General features: G+C 57.7%; 15 protein-coding genes. 6 read left to right on the top strand and 9 right to left on the bottom strand.

The features are described 5' to 3' along the window. Positions 1-24: 24 nt before the first annotated feature. From EO133_RS03505 to EO133_RS03495, 3 genes are read right to left on the bottom strand one after another with little or no spacing between them, the layout of a single operon-like run. Positions 25-909: a hypothetical protein gene (locus EO133_RS03505; protein WP_127071292.1), complete on the bottom strand. Its 885-nt coding sequence runs from the start codon at positions 907-909 to the stop codon at positions 25-27. Then, positions 910-1,791 (bottom strand): ABC transporter ATP-binding protein, encoded by an 882-nt coding sequence (locus tag EO133_RS03500; RefSeq protein WP_127071291.1) that lies wholly within the window; start codon positions 1,789-1,791, stop codon positions 910-912. Then, positions 1,784-2,146, bottom strand: coding sequence for a GntR family transcriptional regulator (locus EO133_RS03495; RefSeq protein ID WP_127071290.1), 363 nt, complete (start codon positions 2,144-2,146; stop codon positions 1,784-1,786). The genes EO133_RS03500 and EO133_RS03495 overlap by 8 nt, the downstream gene beginning before the upstream one ends. 126 nt (positions 2,147-2,272) lie before the next feature. Here EO133_RS03495 and EO133_RS03490 point away from each other — a divergent pair, with 126 nt between their 5' ends. Next, the gene (locus tag EO133_RS03490; RefSeq protein ID WP_127071289.1) at positions 2,273-4,111 is read left to right on the top strand and encodes a monovalent cation:proton antiporter-2 (CPA2) family protein; all 1,839 of its coding nucleotides are present in this window, start codon (positions 2,273-2,275) and stop codon (positions 4,109-4,111) included. 8 nt (positions 4,112-4,119) lie between these two features. Here the strand turns inward: EO133_RS03490 and EO133_RS03485 are convergent, their stop codons facing one another. Continuing rightward, positions 4,120-5,217 carry an ATP-dependent DNA helicase gene (locus EO133_RS03485; RefSeq protein WP_127071288.1) on the bottom strand — a complete coding sequence of 366 codons (1,098 nt, stop codon included), beginning with the start codon at positions 5,215-5,217 and terminating at the stop codon, positions 4,120-4,122. Positions 5,218-5,329: 112 nt separating this feature from the next. Here EO133_RS03485 and EO133_RS03480 point away from each other — a divergent pair, with 112 nt between their 5' ends. Beyond that, complete coding sequence (locus tag EO133_RS03480) at positions 5,330-5,878, top strand: DUF924 family protein (protein WP_127071287.1); 549 nt, start codon at positions 5,330-5,332, stop codon at positions 5,876-5,878. An 18-nt stretch (positions 5,879-5,896) separates the two neighbouring features. Here EO133_RS03480 and EO133_RS03475 read toward each other — a convergent pair whose 3' ends face one another. Next, the gene (locus tag EO133_RS03475) at positions 5,897-6,802 is read right to left on the bottom strand and encodes a sugar kinase (protein WP_244640897.1); all 906 of its coding nucleotides are present in this window, start codon (positions 6,800-6,802) and stop codon (positions 5,897-5,899) included. Positions 6,803-6,846: 44 nt separating this feature from the next. Continuing rightward, positions 6,847-7,686: a polyphosphate kinase 2 gene (ppk2, locus tag EO133_RS03470; protein WP_127071286.1), complete on the bottom strand. Its 840-nt coding sequence runs from the start codon at positions 7,684-7,686 to the stop codon at positions 6,847-6,849. A gap of 121 nt (positions 7,687-7,807) precedes the next feature. On the opposite strand from ppk2, the gene EO133_RS03465 reads away from it, so the two are divergent. The 3 genes from EO133_RS03465 to phoB all read left to right on the top strand — a co-directional run bounded on the left by EO133_RS03465 (position 7,808) and on the right by phoB (position 10,618). Beyond that, complete coding sequence (locus tag EO133_RS03465; RefSeq protein ID WP_127071285.1) at positions 7,808-9,079, top strand: sensor histidine kinase; 1,272 nt, start codon at positions 7,808-7,810, stop codon at positions 9,077-9,079. A 129-nt stretch (positions 9,080-9,208) separates the two neighbouring features. After that, entirely contained in the window at positions 9,209-9,916 is a 708-nt protein-coding gene (gene phoU / locus EO133_RS03460; protein ID WP_127071284.1) for a phosphate signaling complex protein PhoU, read from the top strand. Between the two features lie 9 nt (positions 9,917-9,925). After that, complete coding sequence (phoB, locus tag EO133_RS03455; RefSeq protein ID WP_127071283.1) at positions 9,926-10,618, top strand: phosphate regulon transcriptional regulator PhoB; 693 nt, start codon at positions 9,926-9,928, stop codon at positions 10,616-10,618. A 104-nt stretch (positions 10,619-10,722) separates the two neighbouring features. On the opposite strand, the gene EO133_RS03450 is transcribed toward phoB, so the two are convergent. From EO133_RS03450 to EO133_RS03440, 3 genes are all read right to left on the bottom strand, one after another. Beyond that, a complete protein-coding gene (locus EO133_RS03450; RefSeq protein ID WP_127071282.1) occupies positions 10,723-11,118 on the bottom strand; it encodes a fluoride efflux transporter FluC in 396 nt (131 codons plus the stop codon). Then, entirely contained in the window at positions 11,112-11,516 is a 405-nt protein-coding gene (locus EO133_RS03445) for a fluoride efflux transporter FluC (protein WP_164734866.1), read from the bottom strand. The genes EO133_RS03450 and EO133_RS03445 overlap by 7 nt, the downstream gene beginning before the upstream one ends. Before the next feature lie 103 nt (positions 11,517-11,619). Continuing rightward, positions 11,620-12,174 carry a GcrA family cell cycle regulator gene (locus EO133_RS03440; RefSeq protein WP_127071280.1) on the bottom strand — a complete coding sequence of 185 codons (555 nt, stop codon included), beginning with the start codon at positions 12,172-12,174 and terminating at the stop codon, positions 11,620-11,622. Positions 12,175-12,642: 468 nt separating this feature from the next. On the opposite strand from EO133_RS03440, the gene EO133_RS03435 reads away from it, so the two are divergent. Continuing rightward, positions 12,643-13,830 (top strand): aspartate aminotransferase family protein, encoded by a 1,188-nt coding sequence (locus EO133_RS03435; protein ID WP_127071279.1) that lies wholly within the window; start codon positions 12,643-12,645, stop codon positions 13,828-13,830. The last annotated feature ends 39 nt before the right edge of the window (positions 13,831-13,869 follow it).

Genomic DNA, 13,869 nt, shown 5'->3' with positions numbered 1-13,869 from the left:
CGCGCCGCATGGGCCTTGCAGCAATCAGGTCAGGACGAAACGCCGCCGATATTCGCTGGCCACAACGATCAGGATCGTTGCAACCGCGATCCCTCCGATAAGGGAAATCCAGTCGGTGGCCTGAACCATATTGGCGATTATAGGCATTGCCGACAGCGGCTCGCCCAGCATCCAGGCTGTTTCAAAATCGATCCGTTGGACGTCCATGTGCAGCCTGTCGGACAGGAAAGACAGCACATAGCCGCCTTCCGGACCTTCTCCGCCGGTCAGCATGAACTCGAAAAAGCCGATAATGAGCGGGATCAGCGCCGAGAGCGGAATGGCCCAGCGCCCGACGATCGTGCTCAAGAGCCCCACCCATGCAAGAAACGGCAGATACCACAAAAGCCCGATCCCGATATAGACGATTGCGATCAGCATGATCTGGCTCCAGGCGCCGAAGGTCTGGCCTACGCTTGGCGGTGCAAAGCCGGGCAGAACATTGCCTGCCGTTAACGCTGGCAGATAGGCGATAATACCCGTGAGCCCGATAGCCAGAAGGATCGCTGCGGGAAATATTGTCAACCCGGCCAGCACCTTTGAAAATAGGATCTTGAGATCCGTCTGGGGCATCGATTTCCAGAACAGCATGGAATTGTTGCGCCGGTCGGCTGAAAAGGCGTTGGAATAGTAAAACACCAGCATGATCATCAGATAAAGCACCCACCCATAGCTGGTGATGCCGAAGATCGTTTCGTAGAACTTGAGGACGTTCTGTTGGGCAGCCGAAATACTCCATCGCGCATGCGCCGAAAAGGTCGCATAAAGCGCCGCCAGCAACGCCAGCGACAGCAAAATGGCTGGCCCGATGACAAAAGCTGCGCGATGTTCGAGATATTCTCGCTTGATAAGAGCAACCATCGCCCGCATCTATGCCGCTCCCGCATTGAAGGTTTCGCGCTGCATCAGCGCCACGAAAAGATCAGACAGGCTCGGGGTAGAAACCTGCCCCAACGGCGCCAACTTTCCGCGCGGCACACTGTCGAAAATAAGCACCGTCTGCCCGAACCGGCTTTCGGTAAAAACCGGGCCTAGCATTTTGGCTTTGTCGAGGCTCTCGGGATCGGAAACCACAAGCTGTGCATATTTCTCGTTCACCGTTTCCATCTGCATATGCACGATCATTTCGCCGTCGCGGATAAACATGATGTCCGAGAGCATGAATTCGATCTCGTCCACCTGGTGAGTGGTGATCAAAAGCGTACGTTCCTCGGTCATGTAATCTTCCAGCAAACGCCGGTAGAACCGCTTCCGGTATGTTATGTCCAGCCCCAGTGTCGGTTCGTCGAGCACCAGAAGTTTGGCATCGATTGCCATCACGACCGCAAGATGCAATTGCGCGATCATGCCTTTGGACAGGTTTTTGATCTTGGCTTCGGGCTTGATATCGGTGCCCGAAAGAAAGTCACGCGCCTTGTCCTGGCTGAAATTGGGATGAATATTGGACAAGAGCGCGAACAATTCGCGCACCCGAAGGAAGCGCGGCAGGCTCGCCACGTCGGATATAAACGCGACATTATTCATCAATTGTGCGCGGTTCTCGAACGGATCCAGACCCAAAACCTCGATCTTGCCCTCGCATTGGGTCAGCCCCAGTAAAGCATTGAGCGTTGTAGTCTTGCCAGCGCCATTATGGCCGACAAGCCCGTAAATCCGTCCGGCTGGAATGTCGAAATCCAGCCCGTGCAGAATTTCCGTTTTGCCGAATTTCTTGCGCAGCCCGCGCGCTGAAACGATTGGACTCTCACTCATTGTCTGCGTCCCGATTTTTGATGAGTTCGTCATAGCTCAACCCGAGCGCGGCAATGCGCGCCTTGATTGCCGGCCAGTCTTCGGCCAGAAATTTTTCCCGTTCATGGGCAAGCAGGTTTTCCTGCGCTCCAACGGTCACGAACATGCCGAGCCCCCGACGTTTTTCGACAATGTTCATATCGACAAGCGACTGATACGATTTGGTGACGGTCAGCGGGTTAACCGAAAGATCGGTAGCGATTTGCCGAACCGAGGGCAGAGGGTCCCCCTCCTTGATCTGGCCCCGCAATATCATTTCGATCATCCTTTGCCGGATCTGTAGGAATATCGGCTGGTCGTCTCGCCACTGACTCATTTCACCTGCTCATATAGTGTATTACTAAACTAATACACCTGTTCCACCCTGTCAACAGATTGCTTCTTGCCCAATTCGCGGCGCTGGCTTAGCGTTTCAGACGACTCGAATATGGGGGCTATTGGAATGGCGGGCGAAGCAGCGCACGGACTTGAACTTGTTCCGGTCGTGGCCATCCTTGCGGCCGGCGTCATGGCGGTCCCGATTTTCAAGCGGCTTGGGCTGGGCTCGGTGCTTGGCTATCTGGCTGCGGGACTGGTGATCGGCCCTTTTGGCTTTGCCGTCATTACCCACCCGGAAACCATACTGCACACTGCCGAACTCGGTGTTGTGATGTTCCTTTTTGTCATCGGGCTGGAGATGCAGCCCCGGCGCCTCTGGAGCTTGCGTACCCAGATTTTCGGGCTGGGCGTCTTGCAGGTCGGCACCTGCGCAGCACTGTTGACCGGGGTAGGGGTTCTGATCGGATTGCCACCCCTGATCGCGCTGATTTCCGGGTTGGGCTTTGTGCTCACCTCTACCGCGATCGTTTTTCAGGTGCTCGAAGAGCGCGGCGAATTGTCTTCGCCCGGCGGTCAGAAAATGGTCTCGGTGCTGCTGCTTGAAGATCTCGCCATCGTTCCGCTTCTGGCCTTCGTCGCCTTCATGGCACCCCAGGCTGAAGACGTTACCATAGCCCAGCGCGTAACCGACATTGCCATAGCGGTCGGCGCCATTGCCGGGTTGGTGATCGTAGGGCGGTTCCTGCTCAATCCCCTGTTCCGTATCCTGGCCAACGCTCGTGCGCGCGAAGTCATGACCGCGGCCGCGCTTCTTGTAGTTCTCGGTTCGGCACTCGCCATGGATATCAGCGGGTTGTCTATGGCTATGGGCGCGTTTCTGGCGGGTGTGTTGCTATCCGAATCCACCTTTCGCCATCAGCTTGAAGCCGATATCGAGCCTTTCCGCGGCATCTTGCTGGGCTTGTTCTTCATCGCCGTTGGCATGTCGCTCGATCTCACGGTCATCGCCGCAAATTACGGGTTCATCGTGCTGGCCGTGTGTGTTTACATGGTCATAAAATTCGCCGGCATTTATGGCATTGCCCGGCTTTTGCGCTCCAACCACCCTGAGGCGTTCGAGCGCTCGGTGCTGATGGCGCAGGGTGGTGAATTTGCCTTCGTGCTTTTTGCCGCCGCCGCGACGGCTGGCATCATCGATGCGGAAATGAACGCCATCCTGACAACCATCGTCATTATTTCGATGATCCTGACGCCGCTTGCCATCATCGCTATGAACCGGCTCATGCCACGCGCTGAACAAAGTCTCGATGGGGTCGATGTCGCCGACGGTCTGTCCGGCACGGTCTTGATAATCGGCTTTGGCCGGTTTGCGCAGCTTGCCTCCCAGCCGCTATTGGCGCGCGGCGTCGATGTATCGATAATCGACAATGACGTGGAAATGATCCAGGCGGCCGCCCGGTTCGGCTTCAAGGTCTATTATGGCGATGGCACCCGGCCCGACATTCTCCACGCCGCCGGGGCCGAAACGGCGCGGGCAATTCTGGTCTGCATCGACAATCCCGAAGACGCGCTCAAGATCGCTGAACACGTCAAGAGTCATTGCCCCCTCTCGCAGCTTTACGTGCGCGCCTTCGACCGTGGCCATGCCCTAAAACTCGTCAAGATCGGGGTGGACTATCAAATTCGCGAAACACTCGAATCCGCGCTTGCTTTTGGCGAGCAGGCCCTGATTGCGTTGGGCGTTGATCCCGAAGAAGCCGCCGAGCTTGTCGCTGAAACACGTCAACGCGATCTTGAGCGGTTCGAGTTGCAGATCACCGGTGGCATGATGGCGGGCGCCGAACTGCTGCAATCCAATACCGATGGCCCGGTGCCCACGCCGCTCACGACCCCGCGCCGCAAGACCGAAGCCCTGAGCGAAGAGACTGCAAAAATCGTTGAAACCGGCCAACGCGCCGGCTGAAACAGCCCTTACCGCACAACGGTAATGCGTTCAGCCGCACGGGTCAGACCGGTATAGAGCCAGCGGCGCGCCTCCTCGCGAAAGACGAAACTCTCGTCGAACAGATACACATGGTCCCACTGGCTGCCCTGCGATTTATGCACCGTCAGGCAGTAGCCATAGGTGAATTCGTCATACTGGCGGCGCATCTGCCAGCTCATTTCCGCGTCCTCGCCGGTGAAAAAGCTCCGATGCGTGCGCACTTTGGTCTGCACAGACGTCCGGTCCGCATCTTCGGGGTCGATCACCATTTCCAGCGTGCCCGATGAGCGTTTCTTGATCGCGTTGAGCATCCATATCTGCCCGTTGAGCAGTCGCTTTTGTGGGTTGTTGCGCAGGCATACGAGCCGGTCGCCCTTTACGGGAACCTCAACGGGCAGGCCCTTCAATTCGCGAATGCGATTGTTGTAATCGAGCCGCGTCTTGTTGCGCCCCACAAGCACCTGATCGGCCGTGAGAACTTCGGCCTGATCGACGTCGCGCCGTGATACGACTTTGCTATCCCCATAGATGCCGTAATCGAGCCCGCCACCTTCGCGAATATCGAGCGAAAGCCGCACGATGGGATTATCCGCCGCCTGCCGGTGAATTTCCGTCAGCATGATGTCGGGGTCCTGCGCGGTGAAAAAGCCCTCTCCTTGCACCGGCGGCAATTGGAACGGGTCGCCAAGCACCAGCACCTTTGTGCCAAAGCTCAAAAGATCGGTGCCCAGGACCTCATCGACCATTGAAACCTCATCGATCACGATGAGATCGGCATCCGCCGCAGCAGATTCGGGGTCGAGCACGAAGCGCGGTTCACCCTCTTTTTCGGCAATGCGCGTATAGATCAGCGAATGGATTGTGGACGCGCCCTTGCAGCCCCGCTTGCGCATCACCAGCGCGGCCTTGCCGGTAAAGGCAGCATATTTGACGGACTTGACGTCTTTCGCCAGATGTCGCGCGAGCGTGGATTTACCTGTACCCGCCCACCCGAACAACCGAAAGACCTGTGGGCCGTCCTTGTCTTTGAGCCAGGCCGCCACGGCCTTGAGCGCTTGATCTTGCTGGCTGGACCAGGCAACCATATCGCGGATAGTCTCCAATCGCGTTTTGCGGGAGAATCATTTCCCACGTCGCGCAAGTATCGCCGCGCGAAACAAATTCTGCCACCCGCGCGCATGACAAAAGGAAAAAGAAATGGCCCAGACTGCACAAGAGGTTCATGATTTCTGGTTCGTCGAGCATGGTCCTGAAGACTGGTTCATGGGCGCGGAAGATTTCGACCGCAAGGTTCATGAGCAGTTGCGCGATATTCATGCAGAAGCTGAAAGGGGCGAGCTTTGGCAATGGCGGCAAACACCCGATGGCCGCGTTGCCGAACTCATTCTGCTCGACCAGATTTCACGTCAGCTCTATCGCGGGCAAGCACGCGCCTTTGACTGTGACAAGATGGCTTTGGTTCTGGCTCAGGAACTCATCGCGCAAGGGCTGAATGAGCCGATGGACGTGAACCACCGGCTGTTTGTCTATATGCCGTTCCAGCATGCCGAATCGCTCGTTATCCAGGAAGAGTCCGTCAGGCTTTTCAAAGCCCTGGGCAATGACGAATATCTGCCTTATGCGCTCGCGCATCACGAAACGATTGCCCTGTTCGGCCGGTTTCCCTTCCGCAACAAGGCGCTGGGCCGGGAGTCGACGCCAGAGGAAATCGCTTACATGGAGGCCAATTCCGGCCGGGCCTACTGAGGTTGTCTGCTGGCCCAATCAGCCCAACACGTCCCGCGGCACCAGAGCCCCATGATGGCCGATGACGATGGCAGCGGTCGCATGACCGGCTTTGCCCGCCGCTTCGGGATCGACGCCGTTAAGCCGCGCGGCGATATAGCCGCCATTAAAGCTGTCGCCAGCGCCTGTGGCATCGACGACCGTTTCGACGTTGCTTGCCGAAACCTCGAACAATTGACCGTCGGCGCCGATCAGGGCCGGGTCCGAACCGTTCTTGACTACGACCTCGCTCACCCCCGCATCCATATAGCGTTCAAGCGTCGCCCTGGCATTGGCATCCTCGAAATAGGGCACCTCATCTTCATGGGTGGGTAAAACGATCGTTGAAACCCTGGCGGCTGCCATAAGCGCCGCGCGCACCGCATCCTTGCTGGCCCAGAGGGCAGGGCGGATATTGGGGTCAAAGCACACCTTCACACCGCGCTCGCGTTTGTCGCCAATTGCCGCGAGTAATGTCTGCCGCGCCGCATCGGAAAGGATTGCCAGCGTGATGCCCGAAAAATAGATCACGTCCGCACCGTCAAGCGCGGTTTCCAGCCGGGCAGGGTCATCGGCTAGCGTCTTGGCCGCGGACGTGTCGCGCCAATAGGTGAAATGCCGGTCGCCCTCGGCCTGATGGATCATGTAAAGACCGGCGCGTTTGCCCTTGAGGCGGGCAATATGGCCGGTCCCGATCCCGCATTTGCCGATGTGATCGACCATCTGGCTCGAATAAAGGTCGTCGCCAACGCTGGTGAAATAATCCACCTGCCAGTTCTCGCCGAGCCGGGCTTTCAGATAGTAGGCGGAATTAAGTGTATCTCCGGCAAAGCCGAGCCGGTACATGCCGCCTTCGCCCCCGCTCAATTCCACCATACATTCGCCAATAGAAACGATCCGGCCCACGTCGCGCTGCCTCCCTTGAGCAATCTTGTATGCCAGCCCTTACCCTATCCGTGCCGGGCAAGAAAGCCTTCTGCTGACATCACGATCTGCGGATCGATTTCCCCGATGGCCGAAAAGCTCTTGTCTTTGTAGTCGATGCTCCAGAGCACGCTCTGGATCGCGGCTATACGCAGGCGCTTCTTGTCATTGGCGCGGATCACCGTCCAGGGCGTGTCCGGCGTATCGGTCTCGGTAAACATGCGGTTGCGCGCTACTGTATATTCGTCCCAAAGCCCCAGCGCCTTCATATCGACCGGCGAGAGCTTCCAGACCTTGACCGGGTCATGCCTGCGGTCGTGAAAGCGCTTGAGTTGCATTTCCCGCCCGATCTCCAGCCAGAACTTGAACATATGAATGCCTTCCTCGGCGATCATGCGCTCAAATGGGGGCGCCTCGCGCAGAAAGGAGGCAGTTTGTTCCGGTGTGCAAAAGCCCATCACCGGTTCAACAACCGCCCGGTTGTACCAGGAGCGGTCAAACAGAGCGATCTCGCCCCCGGCAGGCATCTGCGTGACGTAGCGCTGGAAATACCATTGCGTTACCTCGCGGTCCGAAGGCTTGGGGAGCGCTACCGTGCGGGCATTTCGGGGGTTGAGATTTTCCAAAAACCGCTTGATCGTGCCGCCCTTGCCGGCGGCATCGCGTCCCTCGAACAGTGCTAAAACCCGTTCGTTAGTCGCCAGAAGATGCGCTTGCAGCTTTACAAGTTCGATCTGCAGCGCCCGAAGCTGCCGCTTGTAATCCTTGTTCTTGAGCGGCTTGTCGTAAGGATAGTTCCCACTTCCAAACGCCGCACCCTTGATCGCTTTGGGCAGTTCGGGATTTTCGAGATCGAAGTTTTCCATTGCAGGTTACTCACGCACTTGACCGGTTTGGGCAAAAGCCATCGGGCAATTGTGACATTCATCATTGAAGTGTCATAAGAGCAGGATATGCGCTTTCGCCATGATGGATGATTCTCTGGTTATGAAGACACAACCGGCGCTTTCAGGCAAATCACCACGCATCCCGCGCGGTGTATGGAGCCCGCCCATGCTTGTGGGCGGGGCTGCTGTCGTGCTGGCCGTCGCGCTTGTGGCTTTGGGACGCCTTGAAGTCATGGAAGGCGTGCTGATTATCGCAGCCATGTCCATCATCACCACCATTGCAGCAAGGTCCGGCATGAAAAGCGACGACGGCACCCTGGCCAAAGATGCCGATCCCGATCTCGATCCATCCGTCACCCGTTTTGCCGATACGCTGACCGAACCCTGCCTCGTTATCAACGAGCGCGCGGTGCTCGCCTATTGCAACCCGGCAGCGCAGATGCAATTTCCCCGCGCTCGCGAAGGCGATCCTCTGGCCTTCACCCTGCGTAATCCCGAACTCGTCGAGGCGATCGACAAGGCGTTTGAGACCGGCGAGAACCAGCGAGCCGAACTGCACCTCACCGTGCCCAACGAGACCTGGTATCGCGCCTCGGTGGTGCCATACAGGCCGGTGCCCGATGCCGCGCCGCTTTTTCTGGTCATCACGCTTTACGACCTCACAGAACAAAAGCGCATCGACAAGATGCGTGGCGATTTCATCGCCAATGCCAGCCATGAATTGCGCACGCCACTGACCTCGCTGATGGGGTTTATCGAGACGCTGCAAGGTCCTGCCGCACGCGATGAAATGGCTCGTGCGCGGTTCCTTGGCATTATGAAATCGCAGTCCGAGCGTATGTCCGGCCTGATCGACGACCTGCTATCGCTCTCGCGTATCGAACTGCGCCAGCACGTCAAGCCGACCGAAAGCGTCAATCTCGATCTGCTGGTGCGTGAAGTCGCGGAATCGCTTGAGGCCCGCGCCAGCGAAGCCGGGGTCGTGCTCAATCTCGAACTGCCCAAGCAAAGCCTGTCGGCGGTGGGGGACCGTCAGGAACTGTTCGAGGTCGTGGAAAATCTCCTCGACAATGCCATCAAATATGGCGGCAGCGGCAAGAAAGTCGATATTGCTCTGGTGCCCGATATGGGCCGCTCGGGCGATCATCTTGGCATTATCGTCACCGATTACGGACCCGGCATTGCCGAGGAACACGTCCCGCGCCTGACCGAGCGCTTCTATCGCGTCGATGCCGACTCCAGCCGCAAAAAGAAGGGCACCGGCCTTGGCCTCGCCATCGTCAAGCACATCGTTGCGCGCCACCATGGCCAGATGTCGATCAGATCGAAATTGGGCGAGGGCACGCGCGTGGAAATCCTGCTGCCACGCTGATTTTTCTCAAGGCTGACAGGGTTTTCCACTGTCACACAAGTGTCATTCGATTGTCATAGAAGCGTTGGCAGGGCGAACTAATTTGCGTCTAAAATATGGGGCTGTGACCCTGAATCCAAGGATAATGCCGTGCCCCAGACCAGCGAACACACCGTCAAATCTTATGAAGACGAGTTGACCGAACTCGCCCGTTCGATCTCCGAGATGGGTGGGCTGGTCGAAAAGGCCATCTCCAACGCCACCGACGCCCTCATCCGTTCCGACCACGAACTCGCTCGGGCAACCGTTGCCGCCGACAAAAAGGTCGATGCCGTGCAGCGCCAGATCGATGAAATGGCCGTCTCCATCATCGCGCGCCGCCAGCCCATGGCTGCCGATCTTCGGCTTGTCATTGCTTCCATCCACGTTGCCAACGATCTTGAGCGCATTGGCGACATGGCCAAATCGACTGCGCGGCGGTCGACCCAGATTGAGGGTCTGGCCATGTCCAGCCAGTTCAAGAATGGCTTGCGCCATATGGGCGAACTGGCGCTCCGCCAGGTCAAGAATGCGCTTGATGCCTTTGCTGCACGCGACAAGGACGTGGCTATCGATGTTGTCGAGCGCGATACCGAGGTCGATGCACTTTATGTTTCGCTCTTCCGCGAACTTCTGACGTATATGATGGAAGACCCGCGCAACATCACCATGTGTACCCACCTTTTGTTCTGTGGCAAGAATCTCGAGCGCGTGGGCGATCACTCCACCAATATTGCCGAGCAGGCATATTTCCTTGCCACAGGCAACACAATGACCGCCGATATCGACGACCTCAAACGTAAGCAGATCAAGAGTTAGGCCTGAACGATGAACGCACGGGTTCTTGTCGTCGAAGACGAAGCCGATCTGATCGAACTTCTGCGCTACAATCTCGAAGCGGAAGGTTTTGCGGTCGATACCGCCGAAGATGCCGAAGAAGCCGGCGTCAGGATCGCCGAAGGCAGGCCCGACATCATTCTCCTCGATTGGATGCTGCCCGGCACATCCGGCATTGAAATCTGTCGCCGCCTGCGGGCGCGCGAGGAAACAGCCACTGTGCCCATCATCATGCTTACCGCCCGCGGCGAAGAGGAAGAGCGTGTGCGCGGCCTTGCCACAGGCGCGGACGACTATGTGGTAAAGCCCTTTTCGCTGCCCGAATTGCTGGCGCGTATAAATGCGCTTTTGCGCCGCTCAAATCCACATCTTGTGGCGACCGTGCTGAAAGCCGGTGATATCGAGATCGATCGCACCACCCATCGTGTGCGCCGTGCAGGACGTGAACTTCATCTTGGCCCCACCGAATATCGTCTGCTCGAATATCTCATGGGCCATCCTGGTCGCGTCTATAGCCGCGAGCAATTGCTCGATGGCGTCTGGGGCACGGACGTTTACGTCGATGATCGCACCGTCGATGTGCATATCGGTCGCCTGCGTAAGGCCATCAATCCCGGCCGCTCGTCTGACCCTATCCGTACCGTGCGTGGTGCAGGCTATTCATTCGACGAAAAATTCAAGTAGCGCTGGGAGCGTTTCCAGCAAATGTGAAGGCGGTTTTACGGTTCGGACACGCGACCAGACAGAGACTTAAATCAGCTTGCGCTTCTGTAAAAAGCGGACTTGATCTAAAGCCGTTCGCCCAGGGTCCAGCCAAGCCAGACCCCGGCCATCCAGATGATGAGCGAGGCGGCAAGATAGCCTGCGGCAAGGCCTGCTGCACCGCCTGCAGCAAGTGAGATCATTTCAAGGCTGAAGATCGAGAAGGTGGTAAAGCCGCCGCAAAATCCCGTTACGAGAAAATGGCGCATCGGCTCAGAAAGCGGCCAGCGTCCATAAGGTGCGCCCGCCGCTGCGATAAATCCGATCAGCAGCGACCCCAATCCGTTCGCCAACAGAGTTGCCCACGGAAACCCCACAGGATCGGCAGCGACAACCACAACGGCGATCCCGTAACGCACGACAGCGCCCAAGGCGCTGCCCAGTCCGGCTGCTGCAATAATGTCCGCTCTCGGGATCACCATTGCGTGCCGCCGCTCAAGATAAGCGTCAAGCACCACGCGATAGCCGCCGCGCCGATGCATGCCATAAACGAACCGACGATGTTGAGCATGGCTGCGCTGGTCCGCTTGTCGTGGAACAGTTGCAGAGTCTGAAGCGAAAACGAGGAAACGGTAGTATAGCTACCCAGGACTCCTGAAATCAGCAGTAGCCACAAGAAATTCGCCGGGCTGGAGCTTGGAGCACCGATAAGGCCGGCACCGATGCCGATAAGCGTCGCGCCGCTGACGTTGACAGCAAAGGTGCCATAGGCCGCGTGGCCGAACCGGGCCGCAACATTGTTCGAGATCAGCAGTCGCGCAATGCCCCCGATTGCCCCGCCGGCAAATACAATCAGGAAATGGCTCAGATACTCGCCCAAAACCTGCCCTGCCATTCAAAAGAAAAGGGACCGTTTCGGCGGCGCCCGTTCCCTAAGCGTGGAGAAAAAGTTCGGGGCGCAATTTGTGCCCCGGCCTGTGAATTTATCTCTTCTTGCGCTCGATCTGATGATAGGCGCGACGCGAATGGAATTCGCAATAAGGCTTGCCTTCGTCCGAGTGCCGGCCGCAGAAATGGAAGTCTGGGTTCATCGGATCGCCAATTGGCCACTTACAGGTCTTCTCTGTGAGTTGCAGCAGCGAAACGCGCTCTTCAACCGGAATGATCAAATCGGCGGTTTTGGCCGAAACTTCCAGTTCCATTTCTGGCGCCATGTCCATTTTGAGCGCGGTCGCGCCAAGGGTCGGGGCTGCCGTGGTGCGGCGCTGGCTGGAGGCGTTGGTAGCGCTTGTGGTGGCGGTCCTGCTGATGCCGCCGCCGCCCGAAGACGGACGGCGCGGCGCCGATGGGCGCGGTGCCTTTGCGCGCGGAGCAACGTTTGTCGGCTTGGCCCGTGCCGAAAGTTTCAGCCGGTGTACCTTGCCGATAACGGCATTGCGCGTCACCCCGCCGCTCAATTCCGCTGCGATCTGGCTCGCGCTCAAGCCTTCCATCCAGAGCTTTTTCAAAAGCGCAACGCGCTCGTCTGTCCAGGTCATGCTTTGAGCTCCAAAACCACTTGCGTTCAAATAGAGTCCGAATACGTACCGCCAAGACATGTTGGCAGTTCACATACTATGTGTCGTATGCTGGTGGGGTCCGCCACACGAGATGTCGTGTTCCCAATGACAGCCATCCTACACAGTGGCGGGAAATGGTTTCAAGATATGGAAAAGAACTTTCCCCGGTTTATCCCACCTAAACTTGGACGGATGCGCAATTGCCCATCTTTGTTGCCCGATGTGCACATATTGGCGTGTCGCGCATTTTTCTAGCTCCAGAATGTGGCACGGTTGAGTCAGCGGAACCCCGTCGGTAAGCAAGCGGGAGGCCGGGGCAAAAGATTGACTTTTCGGCCCATGCGACGCATAAGCACAAACTGTATGGCGTGCCCCTGTTTCAACCGGGCACGCTTTTCGTTTTGGGGTTGGTTCCCGCTTCTTTCAACTGCAAAAGGTATTGCAATCATGTCTGCGCTTTATGGCACGTATGCCCGGTCCGAACTCGCCTTTGTGCGGGGCGAGGGTATGCGACTGTTCACGGAGGACGGCACGCGATATCTCGATTTCAGTTCCGGTATTGCAGTCAATGCTCTGGGCCATGGCGATCCCCATGTTGTCAATGCGCTTAAAGAGCAGGCCGACAAGCTCTGGCATGTCTCCAATATCTTCCAGATTCCCGAACAGGAAAGACTGGCTCAGCGGCTTGTCGATGCGACATTTGCTGATGCTGTATTCTTTACCAATTCGGGCGCCGAGGCGCTCGAATGTGCGATCAAGACAGCGCGCCGTTACTTCTGGGACAAGGGCGAAAAGGATCGGGTCGATATTATCGGCTTTACCGGCTCGTTCCACGGCCGCACCATTGCGACTATCGCAGCCGCCGGCAATCCGTCCTATACCGAAGGCTTCGGCCCCATGCCCGGCTTCAAGCACACACAGCCCGGCGATCTCGATGCTGTTGCCGCTCTGATCGATGACAAGACGGCAGCGATCCTTATCGAGCCGGTGCAAGGCGAGGGGGGCGTTACCGCATTTTCCGATGCCTATCTCAGGGGATTGCGCGCGCTCTGTGATAAGCACGGCCTGCTTTTGATCTTTGATGAAGTCCAGTGTGGCATGGGCCGGACGGGGCGCCTTTTTGCGCATGAGTTTTCAGGCGTCAAGCCCGACATCATGACGATTGCCAAGGCCATTGGCGGTGGCTTTCCGCTCGGTGCTTGCCTTGCCACGGCAGAGGTTGCCAAATGCATGGTGCCCGGCACGCATGGCTCCACCTATGGCGGCAATCCGCTTGCCTGTACGGTGGGCAATGCCGTACTGGACCGCATCCTTTCACCTGGCTTCATCGAACATGTGGAAGAGATGGGCAAGGTCTTGGCCTGGAAACTGCAGCAACTGACGCAGAAATATCCCGACCTCGTGACCGAAGTGCGCGGCAAGGGACTGCTCGCCGGGGTCAAGATCACGCCGCCCGTGCGCGATTTTGTGGTGCGCCTGCGCGATCACAAGCTGCTCACTGTTGCAGCAAGCGACAATGTCTTGCGGCTCCTGCCTCCGTTGATCGTCACGGAAGCGGAGATCGACGAAGCCATTACCATCATCACCGATGCCTTGGCCGAATATCAGGCCGAGACGTCAAGCGCTGCCCAATAAGGGCAGCGTATCCCAAAATCATTGTTTCAGGACCGATCA

It is taken from the genome of Pelagibacterium lentulum (genome assembly GCF_003992625.1).
Taxonomy (GTDB): domain Bacteria; phylum Pseudomonadota; class Alphaproteobacteria; order Rhizobiales; family Devosiaceae; genus Pelagibacterium; species Pelagibacterium lentulum.
Note: the sequence above shows the minus strand (reverse complement) of the source record. Positions and strands in the feature narration are given on the sequence as shown.